The following is a 17,883-nucleotide window of genomic DNA, read 5'->3' on the forward strand; positions in this document are numbered from 1 at the left end:
AGCTCATGGAGGGCGTAATAAGCAAAATTGGCTTCACTATCGCCCTCGTTGATTAGTTTTTTACTTCATCCACCAGCTCGTTCATGTCCGTGCCAAAACCATTTAAGGCCTGCACCCGCTCACCCAACGCCGCGAATTCACCTGGTAGCAGCATTTTACGCAGCAGTGTCTCAGCGCCAAGTACGCCATAAGAACGCTGCAATTCAGCATTTTTCAGATCCGGATGCACTACACTTGAGGTCATCAGCTTCGCCATATAATCGTTAGGCTCAATTTCGGAGGTATACACTCCGTTTTTACCTTTGACTTTACGGGTTGCGGCCTTGCGGCATTCCTGATTCTCATCCTCAGTCATACTGCGCAGCTTCCAAGCTACCGCATTTCCTTCCTTATCCTTAAAACGCTGGGATACTACAAACTCCTCGGTCGTGTCACATGCTACATTTTGGGCAAAAAACAAACTTAATTCGCTCATTGTCTTCCTCCTAGAATTATTTATTTAGATACTTCTCCTGCTACTAGCTACCAATAGACAGAGAAGAGACCCGTCGCTCATTCTACGTTCGGGTCTTGCTTGCTCCAATCTATCTAGTTGTCTTAATTAAAGCCCGGAACCTGCCGGAGCACCAAAAGCTTGCACAATCTGCACATCTTCAAAGGTAAAGCTAACTTCTTCTTCCAGAGCATCTGACTCTGTATCGAGTGAGGCCATGATGACACTATCAAGGTTCACGCCTTTTAAAATAATACGTTGTGCTCCCACGCTGGACGATGGATCTTCGTTCGTAACCTCAATATCGAAGTACTGATCAACACCCGTATTCATATAATCGAGCATCATCTGGCGGAAACGACTAGTCATATAAAAAATCGTCATCGAACCGCTGCCCGACCATCCAGTCGCTTTATGCTGAACACCCCGGCGACCCAGTGTTTTCACCTCTGCCTTTGTTTTTTCTACTGTAGCTTCAAGAGTTTTCACATAGAACATCTCTTCGGTTTGCGTACCAATCACAGCATAAGCACGGCCCTCCTGGCCGGAAATCGTATCACTAGCTTTTAAAAATGCCATCTTAAACCACCTTCACTTTCATATATACTTTTTCTACGGAATCTACCGGTTTCACAGCCACATCCAGCACGATACTATCACTATCTGCACCAGCCACAACTACAACATCTGTCTGCGCGTTAAAGCCCTCAATCGCACCCATATCCTGCAAATCATTCATATAAGTCGCACACTGTGACCAGAAAAGAGCACGGCCATCTTCATTATTCGCGACCTTACCGATATAGTAGTTCTCAAAAATACGCTTCATATCATTTGCAATTCCATCCAGCACGCGCAGTACACGATTTTTGGAGAATGCTTTGCCTTTGTCCGGTGAAAACGCGGTAAATGTATTGATATCCTGTTCCACCACAGCCCGTCCGCCACTGTAAGTAAAGATAAGCTCTCCTTTTAGCAACGTAGCTGTAGTCTCAGAATGACTAAGTCTTACATCAGCATCCAACGAATCATCATAACCCTGATAAGTCAGCGATTCATTAACAGCAGCTGCTGCTGTAGCACCAGCTACCCAAGCAACGGCATTGACGTTATCAATCGTAGTTCCGTCGCTCAGTACTACCCCATTATTCACGCTAATCACACCTTCATGACCTGCAGCCGCATAATCGGATAGTACAGCCTGTACCTTTTTCCCTTCTGTATCCCGAAGCCGTCTCACAAAGGAACTGTAGAGTGCCTTCAGAGCACTATCCTGCGATACTAGACCCACTGTTTGGAATTCCTGCACCTCAAGAGCAGACAGGAAGTCACTATGTGCTCCATTCGTCACGGTTCCGTTAGCCCCCCCTGTAAGCGGCATGCCTGCAATTAGCTTCAAGCCTTCTGCACCATTTTTCTGGAATTGAACATAATCGTTCGCGACCAACTCTTCAGCCGTTCCGACCGTTTGCTTGTTCAGTTCGGTTCCATTAAGCAACGTCTTTACATCAAAAAGAGCAGCATTCTCTATATTTTTCTCAATCACAATCAAAAGATCATTTCCGCGTACACCGCCATATTTAGCTGTTACCTGAAGGCCGTTATTCGTGACTGCCGCTTTAACGCCTTCATTCAATCGATAGAGCAGCAAGGTTCCCGCCCGTTTCAGCGCTTCACGCACTGGCAGTAGAGTTGGATGTTCCAAATCCACTCCTAGCAGCTTATTCACATCATCCTGCGGGGTAATCTTCATGATTACTCCCGGCTCTCCCCAAGATAGGGCAAGCGCCAATGCCGTAATCCCGCGTTCTCCCATTTTGCCGATGGCACCTTGATTTGATGCTACATTTACGTACACCCCAGGGCGCACCTTATTTTGCGTTGTCCATGTTCCGCCTGCCATTAGTTCATTACCTCCTTATTTTTGAACAATCCCATAGATTGCTTTGCTTCTTCGAGCGTATAGTTCTTGCCATCCTGCAAAATAACGTTCAATATATCCTTTTCCCTCGGCGTAAAAAGTGAGGAATTCACAATCTGTTCCTTACTGAACCCATTCCCGTTACTCCCTTTAGTACTCATTTCAATCGTTCTCCTCCAATCATTTGTCCCATCTTAATGCTGTCAGGCTTGTCGTTTTGCAAATACAACATATAGTCAACTGTAAACAGCGGCCCATGCCCTTCAGTTCCAGCTTCCCAAGCTTGCCTAACTACACGAAAAGCTCCACCATCCTGCTCCATTCCTGCCATCGCCTCACTCAGCTTATCTGCCATTCTCTCAGCTTCCAGCAAATTGCCTTGCTCATAACGGATGCCAAAACGGTAGACCGCTAAATATCTGCCCTCCCGCTGCCGATCCAGTGTTGCTGAGATCAATCCGGGATGAAAATAAGCGGTTTGAGGTTTTTCTCCTTCTACATATACAGGCACATCAGGAAAATACCGTTCAAGTGTACTTGTAATGTGTTCTCGCAATTGTTGTACCGACATCACTCCATTCCTTTCTGATCTGCGACCGTTCGTCGATCCTTGATGGTGTTAACCTTCAACTGCATGAACATTAAGCAGACACCCCCTCAACTAGATTTAAGAAAAAAGGATACTATCCGAGGTTGGATAATATCCCTTCTTCATTAGGCAAATGCGAGAAGAATCTTTCACCGCTAGGTTGTTCTCATCACCCTTAGGGCGGAACTATTAGCAGAGCATTCATGCTCTTGCGGTGTTCTTTTGCTTCATTTGCCATGTTATAATCATACCCCCATATTATCCTTGCGGAGAGGGTAAACGGACGAGGTTTTGGCTAGCTTTGGGATGGTATAGAGCGTTTTTTTGGAGGTACACAATTGAAGACAAGCTAAAGAGCTTTCGACCCTCCTTTTATGGACGGCAAGCATTTGTGCGAGGATTATAAGGATAAAGTACACCCTGAAACTTATACTTTCTTATAATTCAAAAAAAGACCGCATCATCCGCTCGGACGATACAGTCTTCTTTACTAATCAAACTATTCTACTTCTATTAAGTAATACTCATTTTCTCTTTCTTTACCCTAGGCGCTGTTGTTACTAAAGTTTGCAGAGACAGTAAGCCGAGATCCGTTAACGCTAATGCCATCTTGTAAAAAGCCTTCGAGCGTATCTTCACGTAAGTGTCCTTACTTACCGGTGGATCAAACACATGATTGTAAATCGTATAATCGTACATCTCGTCTCTTCTCATATACCTTTCCCGTACCAGCTGCTGTTCTCTCGTATCGAGTCTCTCTACCACAGAGTCTATTGCGGAACAATAAGCTCTCCTTGCGGCGGGGATGTCCACATTATAAGAAGCTATCGCAGCAGTCTGATCAGTTACAGTGTTAGTAGGACCATGAAATCTTTCTGTGTATGAATAAGTTGTGCTTGCTTCCTTAGCTTCAAATGTAACGGTCTTAAAAATACGGTATTTCTCCAACATGCTCTCTATAGCGACCTGGGTTCGGCGACGGTCCAACTCTGGTAAAGTTGATATGTTCATCATTTATGCACTCCTTTTGGGTTTAACTGAATGAGATTTAATTTGCGGAATTTTCCAGCCCAATGTGATAAAATAAATCTTGTTCGTATTCTGTTCGTATTTTTCTATAATATACCACTTCTTTACCAATCTCGTAAAACCCCGTTTTAGGCTGTTTTTATCGAAAAAGAGCGTATATCCCTCCATTATCTTGCCTTTTGGCAATTATATACGCTTTGTTGTTTACCTATTGGCAAAAATGGCTTATATTATTATCATAAGGTTACAGCCAATAAGGAGTGAGTTGAGATGAAACAGGAATTCGGGGATTATATGAAGCATCTTCGGGAAACAAAGGGACTCACCATTAATCAATTAGCAGTAGCTGCCGGAATCAGCGGTTCGCAAATTTCCCGGATTGAGAATGGATTAAGAGGGGTTCCTAAACCAACCACGTTACGCAAAATTGCTGAGGCCACTGGCGTCCCCTACGATGAGCTAATGGATCAAGCAGGGTATTTGCAGGACCAGACTCTTTCAAGCGATGAGGCTGTCCCAGATTGGGCCACAAGCAAAGATAAAAGAGACTTTCGAAAAATGCTAGAGGATGATGGAGAGCTGATGTTTGACGGAATTCCATTAGACAAAGAAGATAAACAGAGGATAAAAGATGTACTAACCGGATTGTTCTGGGAAGCCAAACAGATGAATAAGAGAAAAAAATCCAAAGACACTAAATAACTATACTAACATGCTGCAGGTGAAGAACATGGATGAACTGATCAATAGTCTGATTAAAAAATATAAAACCAACTGCCCGTTCGAGCTTGCCGCAGCACTAGGCATTCAAATTCGTTTCATGAATCTGGGGACTGGCACAAAGGGATTATATTATCGAAAATTAAGAAGAAGGTTTATCGTCATTCATAATGAGTTGCCTGTAGAATGGCAGCGCTTCGTTTGTGCGCATGAATTAGGACATGATCGGCTTCACAAGGGGATCAATCGCTTTTTTCTGGAGGAAAGCTCCTATTTCTCTCCTGGGAAGCTTGAACGTCAAGCTAATGTATTTGCTGTAAAATTATTATCTTCAGGCAGAAGCCCCGAACAAGAGGAATCATGGAGAAACTATTATCTACGGATTGGAATTCCACCGGAAGTCCGATTTTTTTTGGAGGAATAATAGAACATACGTTCTTAGAATGTATTTATATGTATATTCAATTCATAACAAAAAAGCCCTTACCGAAGTAAGAGCATTTGAGCAGCGATTAAGCTGAGTATCGGGATGACACGATTTGAACATGCGACCCCCTGGTCCCAAACCAGGTGCTCTACCAAGCTGAGCTACATCCCGTTACTATAAAATTATGGAGCGGGTGATGGGAATCGAACCCACGCTATCAGCTTGGAAGGCTGAAGTTCTACCATTGAACTACACCCGCAAAGGTGAAAATCGGGATGACACGATTTGAACATGCGACCCCCTGGTCCCAAACCAGGTGCTCTACCAAGCTGAGCTACATCCCGTTATAAATACTATAATTGCTTAATAATAAAATGGCGCGCCCTGAGAGATTCGAACTCCCGGCCTTTTGATTCGTAGTCAAACGCTCTATCCAGCTGAGCTAAGGGCGCAAAATTATGGAGCGGACGACGGGAATCGAACCCGCGACCCTCGCCTTGGCAAGGCGATGCTCTACCGCTGAGCCACGTCCGCAATAAGTGGTGCGCGTGAAGGGACTTGAACCCCCACGTCGTGAAACGCCAGATCCTAAGTCTGGTGCGTCTGCCATTCCGCCACACGCGCATGATAATAATAAAAGTGAGCCATGAAGGACTCGAACCTTCGACACCCTGATTAAAAGTCAGGTGCTCTACCAACTGAGCTAATGGCTCGCACTTGGCTGGGGATATAGGATTCGAACCTATGAGTGACGGAGTCAAAGTCCGTTGCCTTACCGCTTGGCTAATCCCCATTGATGGTACCTCTATGTTGCCCATAATCTCTTAGGAAGATTATGGTGGAGGCTGAGGGGATCGAACCCCCGACCCTCTGCTTGTAAGGCAGATGCTCTCCCAGCTGAGCTAAGCCTCCATATCTATGGGACCCTCTAAGGGTAAGAACAAGTAAAAGTTGGTGACCCGTATGGGATTCGAACCCATGTTACCTCCGTGAAAGGGAGGTGTCTTAACCCCTTGACCAACGGGCCTTGCAAATCTGTGGAGCTCTCAACCGGATTCGAACCGGTGACCTCTTCCTTACCATGGAAGCACTCTACCTGCTGAGCTATGAGAGCATGGCTCCCCGAACAGGACTCGAACCTGTGACAACTCGATTAACAGTCGAGTGCTCTACCAACTGAGCTATCAGGGAATATCCGCTTGGCAACGTCCTACTCTCCCAGGACCCTTCGATCCAAGTACCATCGGCGCTGGAGGGCTTAACGGTCGTGTTCGGGATGGGTACGTGTGGAACCCCTCCGCTATCGCCACCAAACGGGCATTTACAGCGTAAATGCTCAGGCTTAATCGCCTGAAAACTGAATCCGAAACGAATCTGCATTCTACGTATAGGATAAGCCCTCGACCGATTAGTATTGGTCAGCTCCATGCATTGCTGCACTTCCACCTCCAACCTATCTACCTCGTCGTCTTCAAGGGGTCTTACTAATTGGGAAATCTCATCTTGAGGGGGGCTTCACGCTTAGATGCTTTCAGCGCTTATCCCGTCCGTACGTAGCTACCCAGCCATGCTCCTGGCGGAACAACTGGTGCACCAGCGGTACGTCCATCCCGGTCCTCTCGTACTAAGGACAGCTCCTCTCAAATTTCCTGCGCCCACGACAGATAGGGACCGAACTGTCTCACGACGTTCTGAACCCAGCTCGCGTACCGCTTTAATGGGCGAACAGCCCAACCCTTGGGACCTACTTCAGCCCCAGGATGCGATGAGCCGACATCGAGGTGCCAAACCTCCCCGTCGATGTGGACTCTTGGGGGAGATAAGCCTGTTATCCCCAGGGTAGCTTTTATCCGTTGAGCGATGGCCCTTCCATGCGGTACCACCGGATCACTAAGTCCGACTTTCGTCCCTGCTCGACTTGTAGGTCTCGCAGTCAAGCTCCCTTATGCCTTTGCACTCTGCGAATGATTTCCAACCATTCTGAGGGAACCTTGGAACGCCTCCGTTACTCTTTAGGAGGCGACCGCCCCAGTCAAACTGCCCGCCTGACACGGTCCCCGTACCCGGTAAGGGCACTAGGTTAGAACCTAGATACGATCAGGGTGGTATCCCAACGGCGCCTCCACCGAAGCTTGCGCTCCGATTTCTACGGCTCCCACCTATCCTGTACAGATCGTACCCAAATTCAATATCAAGCTGCAGTAAAGCTCCATGGGGTCTTTCCGTCTTGTCGCGGGTAACCTGCATCTTCACAGGTATTAAAATTTCACCGGATCTCTCGTTGAGACAGCGCCCAAGTCGTTACGCCATTCGTGCGGGTCAGAATTTACCTGACAAGGAATTTCGCTACCTTAGGACCGTTATAGTTACGGCCGCCGTTTACTGGGGCTTCGGTTCATAGCTTCGGGTTACCCCTAACCACTCCCCTTAACCTTCCAGCACCGGGCAGGCGTCAGCCCGTATACTTCGCCTTGCGGCTTCGCACAGACCTGTGTTTTTGCTAAACAGTCGCTTGGGCCTTTTCACTGCGGCCCCCTCGTGCTATTCACACTACCGGGGCACCCCTTCTCCCGAAGTTACGGGGTCATTTTGCCGAGTTCCTTAACGAGAGTTCTTCCGCGCGCCTTAGAATTCTCTTCTCGCCTACCTGTGTCGGTTTGCGGTACGGGCACCTTCTCCTGGCTAGAGGCTTTTCTTGGCAGTGTGAGATCATGACCTTCGCTACTACAATTTTCGCTCCCCATCACAGCCCAGCCTTAATGATGTGCGGATTTGCCTACACATCAGCCTCACTGCTTAGACGGACATCCATCAGTCCGCGTCACTACCCTCCTGCGTCACCCCATCGCTCATAGCGGATTACGGTGGTACAGTAATTTCAAACTGTTGTCCTTCGACTACGCCTTTCGGCCTCGCCTTAGGTCCCGACTTACCCTGAGCGGACGAGCCTTCCTCAGGAAACCTTGGGCTTTCGGCGGATCAGATTCTCACTGATCTTTTCGTTACTCATACCGGCATTCTCACTTGTGTAGTGTCCAGCGCTCTTTTCAGTACACCTTCAACCCCTACACAACGCTCCCCTACCCCAGATACATAGTATCTAGCCATAGCTTCGGTGGTGTGTTTAGCCCCGTTACATTTTCGGCGCAGAGTCACTCGACCAGTGAGCTATTACGCACTCTTTCAATGGTGGCTGCTTCTAAGCCAACATCCTGGTTGTCTGTGCAACTCCACATCCTTTCCCACTTAACACACACTTGGGGACCTTAGCTGATGGTCTGGGCTGTTTCCCTTTTGACAATGGATCTTAGCACTCACTGTCTGACTCCCGGCAATAAGTATATGGCATTCGGAGTTTGACTGAGCTTGGTAATCCTTGCGGACCCCGCACCCAATCAGTGCTCTACCTCCACTACTCTTATACCGAGGCTAGCCCTAAAGCTATTTCGGGGAGAACCAGCTATCTCCGAGTTCGATTGGAATTTCTCCGCTACCCCCACCTCATCCCCGCACTTTTCAACGTACGTGGGTTCGGGCCTCCAGTGCGTGTTACCGCACCTTCACCCTGGACAGGGGTAGATCACACGGTTTCGGGTCTACGTCCACATACTAATTCGCCCTATTCAGACTCGCTTTCGCTGCGGCTCCACCTTCTCGGCTTAACCTTGCATGTTAAACGTAACTCGCCGGTTCATTCTACAAAAGGCACGCCATCACCCATTAATAGGGCTCTGACTTTTTGTAAGCACACGGTTTCAGGTTCTATTTCACTCCCCTTCCGGGGTGCTTTTCACCTTTCCCTCACGGTACTGTTTCACTATCGGTCGCCAGGTAGTATTTAGCCTTAGCAGATGGTCCTGCTGGATTCATACGGGGTTTCACGTGCCCCGCACTACTCGGGATCCGTCTCGGAGAGAATACAGTTTAGGTTACAGGGCTTTTACCTCTATCGCGGGCCTTTCCAGACCTCTTCACCTACCATATTCCTTTGTAACTCCATGTGAGACGTCCCACAACCCCTAAGAGCAAGCTCTTAGGTTTAGGCTGTTCCGCGTTCGCTCGCCGCTACTGACGGAATCACTATTGTTTTCTCTTCCTCAGGGTACTTAGATGTTTCAGTTCCCCTGGTCTGCCTCTACATTTCCTATGTATTCAGAAATGAGTAACTGCGAATTACCACAGCTGGGTTTCCCCATTCGGACACCCCCGGATCAAAGCTTGCTTACAGCTCCCCGAGGCAGTTTCGTTGTTCGCCACGTCCTTCGTCGGCTCCTGGCGCCTAGGCATCCTCCGTGTGCTCTTATTAGCTTAACCTTGATTTTTCCGCAGGAAAATATCATACGATGACATTCTCTTTGGAATCATCTCACTAATAACATTTACTTGTTTGCACAAGTTGCTAAAAGATGTTCTAAAACGCAAATTCGTTTCGGTATCCAGTTTTCAAGGATCAAGTTAAAAAAGTTATTCATTTAAAAATTTATGGTGGAGCCAAGCGGGATCGAACCGCTGACCTCCTGCTTGCAAGGCAGGCGCTCTCCCAGCTGAGCTATGGCCCCATAAAATTACTCTATAATGTTATATGGTGGGCCTTGGTGGACTCGAACCACCGACCTCACCCTTATCAGAGGTGCGCTCTAACCAACTGAGCTAAAAGCCCATATAACATATATAACATTGTGAATCAACCAATGAATTGGTTGTCCGCTTGGCAACGTCCTACTCTCCCAGGACCCTTCGGTCCAAGTACCATCGGCGCTGGAGGGCTTAACGGTCGTGTTCGGGATGGGTACGTGTGGAACCCCTCCGCTATCGCCACCAAACGCATACGAAAGAGACTTGCTCTTTCAAAACTGAACACGAGTGAGTGTTCGAACCCGAAGGTTCTATTGTGGAAGCTGAGCTTCCGATTTGAATGTCCTCATTGCAGAGAACGATTCTCCATAGAAAGGAGGTGATCCAGCCGCACCTTCCGATACGGCTACCTTGTTACGACTTCACCCCAATCATCTACCCCACCTTCGGCGGCTGGCTCCCTTGCGGGTTACCCCACCGACTTCGGGTGTTGTAAACTCTCGTGGTGTGACGGGCGGTGTGTACAAGACCCGGGAACGTATTCACCGCGGCATGCTGATCCGCGATTACTAGCAATTCCGACTTCATGCAGGCGAGTTGCAGCCTGCAATCCGAACTGAGACCGGCTTTGATGGGATTGGCTCCACCTCGCGGCTTCGCTTCCCGTTGTACCGGCCATTGTAGTACGTGTGTAGCCCAGGTCATAAGGGGCATGATGATTTGACGTCATCCCCACCTTCCTCCGGTTTGTCACCGGCAGTCACTCTAGAGTGCCCAGCATTACCTGCTGGCAACTAAAGTTAAGGGTTGCGCTCGTTGCGGGACTTAACCCAACATCTCACGACACGAGCTGACGACAACCATGCACCACCTGTCTCCTCTGTCCCGAAGGCCGCCACTATCTCTAGTGGATTCAGAGGGATGTCAAGACCTGGTAAGGTTCTTCGCGTTGCTTCGAATTAAACCACATACTCCACTGCTTGTGCGGGTCCCCGTCAATTCCTTTGAGTTTCAGTCTTGCGACCGTACTCCCCAGGCGGAGTGCTTACTGTGTTAACTTCGGCACCAAGGGTATCGAAACCCCTAACACCTAGCACTCATCGTTTACGGCGTGGACTACCAGGGTATCTAATCCTGTTTGCTCCCCACGCTTTCGCGCCTCAGCGTCAGTTACAGCCCAGAAAGTCGCCTTCGCCACTGGTGTTCCTCCACATATCTACGCATTTCACCGCTACACGTGGAATTCCACTTTCCTCTTCTGTACTCAAGCCACCCAGTTTCCAGTGCGACCTCAGGTTGAGCCCAAGGTTTAAACACCAGACTTAAATAGCCGCCTGCGCGCGCTTTACGCCCAATAATTCCGGACAACGCTTGCCCCCTACGTATTACCGCGGCTGCTGGCACGTAGTTAGCCGGGGCTTTCTTCTCAGGTACCGTCACTCCGGTAGCAGTTACTCTACCGGACGTTCTTCCCTGGCAACAGAGCTTTACGATCCGAAAACCTTCATCACTCACGCGGCGTTGCTCCGTCAGGCTTTCGCCCATTGCGGAAGATTCCCTACTGCTGCCTCCCGTAGGAGTCTGGGCCGTGTCTCAGTCCCAGTGTGGCCGTTCACCCTCTCAGGTCGGCTACGCATCGTCGCCTTGGTGGGCCGTTACCCCACCAACTAGCTAATGCGCCGCAGGCCCATCCCTCAGTGACAGATTGCTCCGTCTTTCATTCTTCTCTCAGGAGAAAAAAGAAATTATCCGGTATTAGCTACCGTTTCCGGTAGTTATCCCAGTCTGAAGGGCAGGTTGCCTACGTGTTACTCACCCGTCCGCCGCTAAGTTACTTTGAAAGCAAGCTTTCAAAGTAACTCCGCTCGACTTGCATGTATTAGGCACGCCGCCAGCGTTCGTCCTGAGCCAGGATCAAACTCTCCAATTAGTATTGAAAAGAGCGATATGCTCATTTTGAAACATCTGACGAGAAAATTAATTCTCTAATTTTGGATTTCACTTGCGTGATTTCCCACTCACTCGTTGTTCAGTTTTCAAAGATCAATATCTCTCGTTTCGTCGTCGTTGTTTATCAGCGGCGACCTTTATAATATATCACAGTGTTAAGCTGTTTGGCAAGTCTTTTTTTTGAAAAATCTTTTTTTCAATTTTTCTTGCCTTCCGCTTTCCTTTTACACAAGCAAAAGGAGCGCGAGATATAATTTATCATGAGCACTCCTTTTTAGTCAAGCTATTTTATTAAATAATCTGAAAACTTTATAAAACTGTAGCAATTCTCGTATATCTTCAGTGTTTATACTGAGAAGAACGCCCACCCCATGCATACTTGGAAAGCTCTTTCTGAGGAGCGAAGCGAGCATACATCCGGAATACAGTCTTATATCTATTAGCGATGGCGTGCCTGATATTTTGGTCCAAGCGCTGATCACTCAAATCTAACAGCATCTCATCTAGTTCTTTTCTCAAAACATAATCCAGTTCCTTGCATTCCTTTTCGTTAAACAACATTCCCAACATATGCTTGGCCTCCTTCATGAAGTTGCAATTAACACCTTCTCTAAACCCCCAAAACCTTTTTTGCATAATCAGTAAGTACATCTCATGGAGAAAGCTGCCTTAAGATCCTCTTACACTAGATTAACCGGAGTCCTCTTTTTATAACCATAATTATTAAAAATTCCCTTTATGGTTTCGTCTAGATTATATACTCCTTACCTTTAGGCAATCCTTGGATGAACGCCCTTAATGTTATGCTCTATTCCCGGAAGTTTTATGATAAAAGTGAAAAAGTAATTGTACTTTCAATAATGGCTGCAACAAATAACAGGATTACAGTCCATATGGAAGCCGTAAGTGTTTGACGCATGAAAGCAGACCAGTCTGCGCTTCTCTCCTCTTTTCTATCTGCAGATCGAAATAAACTTGAAATCACTTTCCCGCCAAAATGCAGTCCAAAGGCACACGCGATAATGATTGCCGGAATCTCTATAATCCCGTGTGGCAGCAATCCTTTTACGATTAAATCGAATAAATCCTGTCCTTGCAGTGCGGATAAATGTATCAAGTAGCCAATTACCGCTCCGTTTATAAATAAGAATATAGCTGGCAATATGCCGAACAACGCTCCCAGGAAAATAATAACCACGCCCTTGATGGCGTTATTCAGAAATATAAATACAAAGAAGTTCCATTGCGGATTAGAGGTATCTCTTAAGTTCCCACTGATCTCACTTAGCCCTTCCAATTGCTGAACCAATAGCTTTTCCAGACTACTTGTCGCTACCCAGCCAACAACCGCTCCTATTACGAAGAGCAGACAGGACAGCAGCAAAGCCTTGCGGATCGATTTAATATCTTTAACAAACGTGAAGAACGACAACATAAATACCTCCTGAAATTGTGATCTCTGTTTCTTAGGTCATAACCGTGCGGTACGAGCATACATTTAGAACAAACAAGCATTTCGCATGGGAGAGGAGCGCTGTCATTAATGAATTCTTTTTATGTATTCAGCGGCAAAAAGATCAAAAGGTTCATCTATATCTTCGCCGCTGTGCTTCTTGCTGCTGGAGTTGTCTATGTCGAGAGGGGTAATATCACCGTTTTTTCTGAGGCTGGACCTTCTGCCATTTACAGTGTGCCAACAGAGAAGAAGCTGATTGCCCTAACCTTCGATATTAGCTGGGGAGAAAAGAGACCCGAACCAATTTTGAAGGTACTTGAAGACAAGAAAGTGGACAAAGCCACCTTCTTCCTATCGTCACCATGGAGTAAGACTCACCCGGATATTGTAACAAGCATTAAAAACGCAGGATTCGAAATTGGCAGCCATGGCCATAAACACGTCAATTACAGCACTCTAAGTAACGAAGAGATTCGCACTCAGATCACAACGGCTCACACTGTGCTTACAGAATTAACCGGTAAAGAACCAAACTTAATTCGTATGCCTAATGGTGATTTTGACAAAAGAGTTCTGCAAGTGGCCAATGATCTTGGTTACAAAGTCATCCAGTGGGACACAGACTCTCTAGACTGGAAGAACATAGGTGTAGACAATATCGTGAAGCGTGTAACGACTAAAGCACATCCTGGTGATATCGTTCTACTACATGCCAGTGATTCCTGCAAACAAACTCACGAAGCTCTTCCGCAAATTATCGATGAGCTCCGCAGACAAGGTTATGAATTCGTTACCGTCTCTGAGCTGATCAGCCAAAGCAATGCAGAGGGTAAAGAGGTTCGCGACTCGGCCTCACTAAATAGTGCCTTAGAGGATGCTGCCGGGCTGTAACGCTCCTCCCAATCTTAGGTACCGCAATAGATGTTGGTCTTATCCAAATATTAATGACGCGGGGAAATGAGCTCCGATATGTCGGGTGTGGGGGTATTCAGCTTCGGATAGCTCAGATCCAGACTCTCCAGTGTCTTTACAACGATGGATAAGGCCAAATAGTTGCGGTACCATTGATGATTGGCTGGTATCCAGTACCAGGGTGCTTTATCAATACTTGACTCCTTAAAAACATCTACATATGCCTCTTGGTAATCATCCCAAAACTCCCGCTCCTGTAGATCACTTGCGTCGAATTTCCAGTGTTTTTTGGGATCTTCAAGCCGTTCTTTTATTTTCTTAAGCTGCTTCTCTTTTGAAATATGCAGAAAAAGCTTGATAATTGTCGTTCCCTCTTCCACCAGCATCTCCTCAAACTGCCGTATGTAACGAAAGCGGCGCTTCAAGTCATCCTTTTTCAGTCCCCCATGTACCCGCGGTACCAATACATCTTCATAGTGTGAGCGGTTAAATGCAGAGATGTAGCCTTTAGGGGGTGTCTTTTGATGCACTCTCCATAAGAAATCGTGAGCTTCTTCCTCCAGAGAAGGTTTCTTGAAGCTGGTCACTATAAAGCCTTGTGGATTAATCCCTGAAAAAATATGTTTAACCGTTCCATCCTTACCGCTGGAATCCATCCCTTGCAGAATTACGAGCAGTGAATGCTTTTTCTGTGCAAAAAGAATATCTTGAAGCTCTGCCAATCGTTCCTTTAACTGCTCTGTTTTGGCTTCTGCTTCTTTTTTTGATTTAAAGTTACCTGTATCGTCCGGGTCCAGCTTGTTAAGCTGGATTTCATTTGTGTCTTTTATCATATAACGCTTGATGTCCATATATTCCCCTCCTAAAAGTTTTGTAAAGCATGTGCATCATTGAAAAACTTCGTACAAAACTCACTTCGGAAGCATCTACTTAGTTTTGTGAGCGTTGCTACGCTTGTATTACTTCGTACAAAACTGCTTCGGAAGCATACGCTTAGTTTTGTGAAGCATATGCATCATTGAAAAACTTCGTACAAAACTCACTTAGGAAGCATCTACTTAGTTTTGTGAGCGTTACTACACACAAAGAATCCGCTCTATTGTTCTTTAAGATTAACCTCCTCCAGCGGATTTTAATCGTTAGGATACATTCTAGAGCAAAAAACCCCGTCTTCTGAAGGCCAGAGCACGGGGTTCATGATTTGCTGAATTCGCCCCAGCCTTTATCCGGCTGCCGGCTTGAGAATACGGTGAAGCATCAAAATTTGGAATGCATTACAGGCGATGAGCGGAACAACAATAAACACTGTCGCACTATCAATACCTATACGGAGCACGCCGATAATTTCCACAATTGAAATAGCTGTCATAAAAAAGAGGGTTGGAATCCAAGCTGAGATGTTTGTACTTTTCACTTTGAAATAAGACACAATAATGGCAGCTAACAAAATAAAGATTCCTAATATTAGATCAGACAAGACACTTCTTTCCCCGCCAACGACGGTACGCAAAAAAATCAGTTCAAGCAATGCGAGCACAGAAAGCACCAGTTGTATGTATTTCCAAATTTTTGGCGGGAAAACACCATTGCCCATGTAATTTAAAATTAGATAAGCAAAAAAACCAAGTTGCGCATAAACACTGACAAGCATACCGTAGCCGAATAGTATCAGCGGGTATAAAAAGAAATCAGCGACACTTTTGAAATCAATTCGACCGTTCACGAATTGCAGTGCCAGACCTGCGATTACTGCTCCGCCCGCTCCTATTAGAAGGGTTGTCCAAAATAAATAAAACCATTTTTTTATACTCAGCCACTTCACCTCCCCTATGTCAGATTTATTTTACCAAGGATACCGACAAAACACCATTACATCAGCAACATAAATGTGTGTTAATGCGGCATAATACAACTGGAGAATCCTAATAAAGGAGGGCAGCGCCAATGAAATGGAGATTTATCGGATCTGTGGGTTTGGCTTTAAGCTTTGTTGTGGCCTTAACGGCTTGCGGAAGTGAGCAGAGCAGTTCTTCTTCTGGTCAGGGCAGTTATAAAGAAATGAAGACCATGGTTATTGATATATTAAAAAGTGAAGATGGAAAAAAAGCAGTTGAGGAATCATTATCAAATTCCAGTTCTGGAGGCACCAGCGGAATGAGTATGAAAATGATGCCACTTCAAACAACAGAGGATATAAAAACCGCTGTTAAAGATACCCTCACTGCACCGGAATATCAAAAGGAAATCGAGAAAATTATGACTGATCCCAAGTTCGCAGGCGATTTTGCTAAAGCCATTCAATCACAAAGCAAAGAATTGCACCTGCAACTAATTAAAGATCCCACCTATCAAAAATCCGTCGAGGAAATCATGAAGTCTCCAGAAATGATGACCATGTTTCTTAATCTCACCAAAACACCTGACTACCGAAAGCAATCCATGAAGACCATCCAGGAATCTATGCAGACTCCATTATTCCGGATGGAGGTATTGAATTTACTTAAAAAGGTCGTTCAGGACGAGCTCGAACCGAAGGAACAGAAAAAGGGCGGCGAAAGCGGCGATAAACAGGAAGGCAGCGGCAGCAGTGGTGAAAGTGGCAGCGGTAGCGGCGATGATTCAAGCACATAACAAAAAAGAGGCCTTATCCCACCTAACAAAGTGGGACGGCCTCTTTTTATGCACAATAATTAGTGCTCATATTTCGCAATCAGCTTATCAGCGATATCAGCAAACAACAACGCAGTAGCTGTGTCTTCCTTGTATACGGAAGGTGAGAAATCCGGTTCAGAAATATGGTTGTCCGGTGCGCCCAATGGAACTTGTGCAAGCAGCTCGGTATGGAGTGTCTCCGCAAGCCGAGCGCCTCCGCCTCTGCCAAAAATATAATCTTTTTTACCGCAGTCTTTACACTCATAATAAGCCATGTTCTCAATGACCCCAATAATCTCATGTTCTGTCTGCAGAGCCATAGAGCCCGCTCTAGCCGCCACAAACGCTGCGGTAGCATGAGGGGTAGTAACAATAATCTCTTTGCTGTGAGGGAGCATCTGATGTACGTCAAGCGCCACATCACCTGTACCTGGAGGAAGATCAAGCAGCATATAATCAAGTTCTCCCCAGCCCACATCACCGAAGAATTGGCGCAGCATTTTGCCAAGCATAGGTCCCCGCCAAATTACCGGACTATTCTCACGGATAAAGAAACCCATAGACATGACCTTCACTCCGAAACGTTCCACAGGAATAATGATTCCCTCTTCTACAACGGGTCCCTCTTCGATTCCCATCATATCAGGGATGCTAAACCCATAAATGTCCGCATCAATCAATCCAACCTTTTTACCTTTTCTAGCCAAAGCTACTGCCAAATTCACAGTAACTGTAGACTTTCCAACACCGCCTTTACCACTGGCAATGGCGATAAAGTTAACACCAGAGTTCTCATTGATTAATTCATGATCGTCAAGGCCAGCTGCATGTCCCTTAAGTTTCCCCGGTTCATCAACCAACGGCTCTTCCCCGGCACTCTCTCCGCGAAGCAGAGCACGTTCATAATCGGTTGCATCACGCAGCCGGATATGCACATTAGTGACTCCACCCGCTTCAAGCAACTCACGAACCCGTTGTTCTAGATCCATGCGACTTTGCTCTTCAGGATCCAGACATACGATTGATAAAGATATACGATCTTCTTTAATCATAATGTCACGGATCAGCTGTAGTTCCACAAGGCTTTTTCCGGTTTCCGGGTCTGTTATTGACTGCAGTATTTCCTGGATATGTTCCCTAGTCAGCATGGAAAGCACCT

At 46.4% G+C, this 17,883-nt stretch carries 15 protein-coding genes, 14 tRNA genes and 4 rRNA genes; 4 read left to right on the forward strand and 29 right to left on the reverse strand.

The annotated features are described in order from the left end of the window. Positions 1–52: 52 nt before the first annotated feature. The 6 genes from MHI32_RS27400 to MHI32_RS27425 all read right to left on the reverse strand — a co-directional run bounded on the left by MHI32_RS27400 (position 53) and on the right by MHI32_RS27425 (position 4,017). Entirely contained in the window at positions 53–475 is a 423-nt protein-coding gene (locus MHI32_RS27400; RefSeq protein ID WP_076129761.1) for a phage portal protein, read from the reverse strand. Between the two features lie 126 nt (positions 476–601). Then, positions 602–1,072: a phage tail tube protein gene (locus MHI32_RS27405; protein WP_036681245.1), complete on the reverse strand. Its 471-nt coding sequence runs from the start codon at positions 1,070–1,072 to the stop codon at positions 602–604. Position 1,073: 1 nt separating this feature from the next. Next, positions 1,074–2,396 carry a phage tail sheath family protein gene (locus MHI32_RS27410; RefSeq protein WP_340011431.1) on the reverse strand — a complete coding sequence of 441 codons (1,323 nt, stop codon included), beginning with the start codon at positions 2,394–2,396 and terminating at the stop codon, positions 1,074–1,076. After that, positions 2,396–2,575, reverse strand: coding sequence for a hypothetical protein (locus tag MHI32_RS27415; RefSeq protein WP_036681241.1), 180 nt, complete (start codon positions 2,573–2,575; stop codon positions 2,396–2,398). Before MHI32_RS27415 ends, MHI32_RS27410 begins: the two co-directional genes overlap by 1 nt. Next, positions 2,572–2,985, reverse strand: coding sequence for a DUF6838 family protein (locus MHI32_RS27420; protein ID WP_038573440.1), 414 nt, complete (start codon positions 2,983–2,985; stop codon positions 2,572–2,574). The genes MHI32_RS27415 and MHI32_RS27420 overlap by 4 nt, the downstream gene beginning before the upstream one ends. A 531-nt stretch (positions 2,986–3,516) precedes the next feature. Then, entirely contained in the window at positions 3,517–4,017 is a 501-nt protein-coding gene (locus MHI32_RS27425) for an ArpU family phage packaging/lysis transcriptional regulator (protein ID WP_094902361.1), read from the reverse strand. Between the two features lie 285 nt (positions 4,018–4,302). Here MHI32_RS27425 and MHI32_RS27430 point away from each other — a divergent pair, with 285 nt between their 5' ends. Both MHI32_RS27430 and MHI32_RS27435 read left to right on the forward strand, forming a co-directional pair. After that, positions 4,303–4,734, forward strand: coding sequence for a transcriptional regulator (locus MHI32_RS27430; protein WP_076186596.1), 432 nt, complete (start codon positions 4,303–4,305; stop codon positions 4,732–4,734). Between the two features lie 28 nt (positions 4,735–4,762). Further along, positions 4,763–5,176: an ImmA/IrrE family metallo-endopeptidase gene (locus MHI32_RS27435; protein ID WP_036681396.1), complete on the forward strand. Its 414-nt coding sequence runs from the start codon at positions 4,763–4,765 to the stop codon at positions 5,174–5,176. A 100-nt stretch (positions 5,177–5,276) separates the two neighbouring features. Here MHI32_RS27435 and MHI32_RS27440 read toward each other — a convergent pair. The 20 genes from MHI32_RS27440 to MHI32_RS27535 form a co-directional block, all read right to left on the reverse strand. After that, a tRNA-Pro gene (locus MHI32_RS27440) sits at positions 5,277–5,350 on the reverse strand. Positions 5,351–5,364: 14 nt separating this feature from the next. Then, positions 5,365–5,438 (reverse strand) — tRNA-Gly (locus MHI32_RS27445). 11 nt (positions 5,439–5,449) lie between these two features. Continuing rightward, a tRNA-Pro gene (locus MHI32_RS27450) sits at positions 5,450–5,523 on the reverse strand. A 31-nt stretch (positions 5,524–5,554) separates the two neighbouring features. After that, positions 5,555–5,631 (reverse strand) — tRNA-Arg (locus MHI32_RS27455). A gap of 7 nt (positions 5,632–5,638) precedes the next feature. Further along, a tRNA-Gly gene (locus MHI32_RS27460) sits at positions 5,639–5,713 on the reverse strand. A 6-nt stretch (positions 5,714–5,719) separates the two neighbouring features. Then, positions 5,720–5,803 (reverse strand) — tRNA-Leu (locus MHI32_RS27465). A 16-nt stretch (positions 5,804–5,819) separates the two neighbouring features. Continuing rightward, a tRNA-Lys gene (locus MHI32_RS27470) sits at positions 5,820–5,892 on the reverse strand. Positions 5,893–5,897: 5 nt separating this feature from the next. Further along, positions 5,898–5,972, reverse strand: a tRNA-Gln gene (locus tag MHI32_RS27475). A 43-nt stretch (positions 5,973–6,015) separates the two neighbouring features. Then, positions 6,016–6,091, reverse strand: a tRNA-Val gene (locus tag MHI32_RS27480). A gap of 40 nt (positions 6,092–6,131) precedes the next feature. Beyond that, positions 6,132–6,206: transfer RNA gene (locus MHI32_RS27485), tRNA-Glu, on the reverse strand. Between the two features lie 11 nt (positions 6,207–6,217). Then, positions 6,218–6,293, reverse strand: a tRNA-Thr gene (locus MHI32_RS27490). Position 6,294: 1 nt separating this feature from the next. After that, positions 6,295–6,370 (reverse strand) — tRNA-Asn (locus tag MHI32_RS27495). A gap of 6 nt (positions 6,371–6,376) precedes the next feature. Then, positions 6,377–6,493: ribosomal RNA gene (gene rrf / locus MHI32_RS27500) — 5S ribosomal RNA — on the reverse strand. Positions 6,494–6,567: 74 nt separating this feature from the next. Beyond that, a 23S ribosomal RNA gene (locus MHI32_RS27505) occupies positions 6,568–9,493 on the reverse strand. 169 nt (positions 9,494–9,662) lie between these two features. Then, positions 9,663–9,738: transfer RNA gene (locus MHI32_RS27510), tRNA-Ala, on the reverse strand. A 24-nt stretch (positions 9,739–9,762) separates the two neighbouring features. After that, positions 9,763–9,839: transfer RNA gene (locus tag MHI32_RS27515), tRNA-Ile, on the reverse strand. A 46-nt stretch (positions 9,840–9,885) separates the two neighbouring features. Beyond that, positions 9,886–10,002: ribosomal RNA gene (rrf, locus tag MHI32_RS27520) — 5S ribosomal RNA — on the reverse strand. 124 nt (positions 10,003–10,126) lie between these two features. Continuing rightward, a 16S ribosomal RNA gene (locus MHI32_RS27525) occupies positions 10,127–11,684 on the reverse strand. Together the 16S, 23S and 5S rRNA genes with 14 tRNA genes alongside form the textbook arrangement of a ribosomal RNA operon. 359 nt (positions 11,685–12,043) lie before the next feature. After that, positions 12,044–12,274 carry a hypothetical protein gene (locus MHI32_RS27530; protein ID WP_036680631.1) on the reverse strand — a complete coding sequence of 77 codons (231 nt, stop codon included), beginning with the start codon at positions 12,272–12,274 and terminating at the stop codon, positions 12,044–12,046. Between the two features lie 253 nt (positions 12,275–12,527). Next, on the reverse strand, positions 12,528–13,139 hold the full coding sequence (locus MHI32_RS27535; RefSeq protein ID WP_076310578.1) for a stage II sporulation protein M: 612 nt from the start codon (positions 13,137–13,139) through the stop codon (positions 12,528–12,530). A gap of 108 nt (positions 13,140–13,247) precedes the next feature. Between MHI32_RS27535 and pdaB the strand changes: the two genes are divergently transcribed. Next, positions 13,248–14,051 (forward strand): polysaccharide deacetylase family sporulation protein PdaB, encoded by an 804-nt coding sequence (gene pdaB / locus MHI32_RS27540; RefSeq protein WP_036680629.1) that lies wholly within the window; start codon positions 13,248–13,250, stop codon positions 14,049–14,051. A 50-nt stretch (positions 14,052–14,101) separates the two neighbouring features. Here pdaB and MHI32_RS27545 read toward each other — a convergent pair whose 3' ends face one another. Then, the gene (locus MHI32_RS27545; RefSeq protein ID WP_052097348.1) at positions 14,102–14,923 is read right to left on the reverse strand and encodes a PPK2 family polyphosphate kinase; all 822 of its coding nucleotides are present in this window, start codon (positions 14,921–14,923) and stop codon (positions 14,102–14,104) included. Between the two features lie 371 nt (positions 14,924–15,294). Further along, a complete protein-coding gene (locus MHI32_RS27550; protein ID WP_340012777.1) occupies positions 15,295–15,885 on the reverse strand; it encodes a KinB-signaling pathway activation protein in 591 nt (196 codons plus the stop codon). A gap of 131 nt (positions 15,886–16,016) precedes the next feature. Here MHI32_RS27550 and gerD point away from each other — a divergent pair, with 131 nt between their 5' ends. After that, a complete protein-coding gene (gene gerD, locus MHI32_RS27555) occupies positions 16,017–16,703 on the forward strand; it encodes a spore germination lipoprotein GerD (RefSeq protein WP_340011435.1) in 687 nt (228 codons plus the stop codon). A 59-nt stretch (positions 16,704–16,762) separates the two neighbouring features. Here gerD and MHI32_RS27560 read toward each other — a convergent pair whose 3' ends face one another. After that, positions 16,763–17,872 carry an Mrp/NBP35 family ATP-binding protein gene (locus tag MHI32_RS27560; RefSeq protein WP_076130012.1) on the reverse strand — a complete coding sequence of 370 codons (1,110 nt, stop codon included), beginning with the start codon at positions 17,870–17,872 and terminating at the stop codon, positions 16,763–16,765. Positions 17,873–17,883 lie beyond the last annotated feature (11 nt).

The sequence above is a fragment of the Paenibacillus sp. FSL H7-0690 genome (assembly GCF_037980415.1).
Taxonomy (GTDB): domain Bacteria; phylum Bacillota; class Bacilli; order Paenibacillales; family Paenibacillaceae; genus Paenibacillus_AQ; species Paenibacillus_AQ odorifer.

Bases quoted from the DNA above. Each gene is read 5' to 3' on its own strand.
- pdaB (WP_036680629.1), top strand. From the start codon at position 13,248: ATGAATTCTTTTTATGTATTCAGCGGCAAAAAGATCAAAAGGTTCATC.
- MHI32_RS27400 (WP_076129761.1), bottom strand. From the start codon at position 475: ATGAGCGAATTAAGTTTGTTTTTTGCCCAAAATGTAGCATGTGACACG.
- MHI32_RS27415 (WP_036681241.1), bottom strand. From the start codon at position 2,575: ATGAGTACTAAAGGGAGTAACGGGAATGGGTTCAGTAAGGAACAGATT.
- MHI32_RS27405 (WP_036681245.1), bottom strand. From the start codon at position 1,072: ATGGCATTTTTAAAAGCTAGTGATACGATTTCCGGCCAGGAGGGCCGT.
- MHI32_RS27430 (WP_076186596.1), top strand. From the start codon at position 4,303: ATGAAACAGGAATTCGGGGATTATATGAAGCATCTTCGGGAAACAAAG.
- MHI32_RS27545 (WP_052097348.1), bottom strand. From the start codon at position 14,923: ATGGACATCAAGCGTTATATGATAAAAGACACAAATGAAATCCAGCTT.
- MHI32_RS27425 (WP_094902361.1), bottom strand. From the start codon at position 4,017: ATGATGAACATATCAACTTTACCAGAGTTGGACCGTCGCCGAACCCAG.
- MHI32_RS27420 (WP_038573440.1), bottom strand. From the start codon at position 2,985: ATGTCGGTACAACAATTGCGAGAACACATTACAAGTACACTTGAACGG.
- MHI32_RS27435 (WP_036681396.1), top strand. From the start codon at position 4,763: ATGGATGAACTGATCAATAGTCTGATTAAAAAATATAAAACCAACTGC.
- MHI32_RS27560 (WP_076130012.1), bottom strand. From the start codon at position 17,872: ATGCTGACTAGGGAACATATCCAGGAAATACTGCAGTCAATAACAGAC.
- MHI32_RS27410 (WP_340011431.1), bottom strand. From the start codon at position 2,396: ATGGCAGGCGGAACATGGACAACGCAAAATAAGGTGCGCCCTGGGGTG.
- MHI32_RS27535 (WP_076310578.1), bottom strand. From the start codon at position 13,139: ATGTTGTCGTTCTTCACGTTTGTTAAAGATATTAAATCGATCCGCAAG.
- MHI32_RS27530 (WP_036680631.1), bottom strand. From the start codon at position 12,274: ATGTTGGGAATGTTGTTTAACGAAAAGGAATGCAAGGAACTGGATTAT.
- gerD (WP_340011435.1), top strand. From the start codon at position 16,017: ATGAAATGGAGATTTATCGGATCTGTGGGTTTGGCTTTAAGCTTTGTT.